The sequence below is a fragment of the Photorhabdus kleinii genome, assembly GCF_025384885.1.
Taxonomy (GTDB): Bacteria; Pseudomonadota; Gammaproteobacteria; order Enterobacterales; family Enterobacteriaceae; genus Photorhabdus; species Photorhabdus kayaii.
Genome location: NZ_JAJAFY010000131.1, coordinates 1 through 1,362, shown reverse-complemented (window position 1 = coordinate 1,362; position 1,362 = coordinate 1). Strand labels below are relative to the sequence as shown.

Genomic DNA, 1,362 nt, shown 5'->3' with positions numbered 1-1,362 from the left:
ATTATGAATGCCGTAACGGATATCGTTGCGGCTTTTTTTTCACTGCCCGTGGGTAATGCCTTTCCCTTCTTACTGGCAGCACAAAGCTTTTAGACATATCAAGCAACTGAGACATAAACTGAGGTATTTTTCCAGGAGAGACTCGGGGTAATAGGCTCAACTGACCTGTAAGATAGAGGCAAGCCTGCTTAAACCCTATTTGGTAAGGTTCTGTTCCTTTCTGGCTATACGCCATCTGAGTCATCATAAAACGCAGCAAATTGTACGCCAGTACAACACCCCACAACTCCTGCTCGATAAGCTCCGGTTTTTTACTTCTCAGAGTCAGCTCGTTTTTCAGCATATGTTGCTTCATTTCCCTGAACCCGTGTTCAATTTCCCAACGATATCCATACAGCTCTGCAATGTCAGCTTTCGGGTATTTCTGCGGATCTGTCATTGATGTTAGTATATAAACTATTTTATTTTTGATTGTCTTACACAGTAGTCTCGCTGTCAGCGTGGCTGGGGCATTTGCCCATTTTTTTCTCGCTTGAGGTGATAATGTCAGTTCAACGAGTTCATCTTTTTTACCTAGTTTACGTACCACCTTGTATTGCGCGCCTTTTCTCAGTGGTAACATCCAGTGTTTTTCTGTACCCGATGACTGCCAGTGATGCAGAAGTCCAAGCGCATAAAATCCTTTATCCATAATAGTTAGCGTATGCTCAGATGTTTGATTGGCCAGACGAGCTGCAAGGTCAACCTCGCTGATAGCAGATACACTGCCGAAGGCAGCACCAGCCAGTAAATGGCTTGTCACCTCCATTTGGCAGACCATCCGAAGCTGCGGCCATTCAGAAGATGAATGTGCATTCGCTGTCCGACCAAAAGCAGCATCATTTTCTGGTGTATCTGGTGTACGCCAAAGTGTTCCGTCCAATGCCATCAATGTGAGTCCATTCCAGTGAGATAGGGGTGTTTTTTCAAACCAGAGTCGGCTTGTTTTTTCAAAAACTTGTTTTATGACATCAGCGCCGAGCCGCTGACGAGCCTGAACCACGGCACTGGGAACAACAAAAGGACGCTTGCCGGGAAGAAGTATATCCAGATGAGAGACAATCTGATTCATGGACAGAGAGCGAAACAAGGCCATTCCAGTAATCGCCCAGACCATCATTTCCATCGGAAGCCTGCGTTTACGAACAGTTGCAACGCCAGTATCGACTAGGCATTCGTCAATAATCTCAGGTGAAAGAAGGTCGGAAAGAGCAGAAAATTCTTCCGGTGTATAGTTATGGATAGTCTCAAGAGCTTGGCTGAGTAGCATAAAAAAATCCGTAATCGTTATAAGTTACGGATTCTTACATAACCACTGGATCG

At 45.1% G+C, this 1,362-nt stretch carries 1 protein-coding gene; it reads right to left on the bottom strand.

What is annotated here, in order from left to right:
* Position 1: 1 nt before the first annotated feature.
* Positions 2-1,309 (bottom strand): IS4 family transposase, encoded by a 1,308-nt coding sequence (locus LG003_RS22955; protein WP_262981759.1) that lies wholly within the window; start codon positions 1,307-1,309, stop codon positions 2-4.
* Between the last annotated feature and the right edge of the window lie 53 nt (positions 1,310-1,362).

Bases quoted from the DNA above. Each gene is read 5' to 3' on its own strand.
- LG003_RS22955 (WP_262981759.1), bottom strand. From the start codon at position 1,309: ATGCTACTCAGCCAAGCTCTTGAGACTATCCATAACTATACACCGGAA.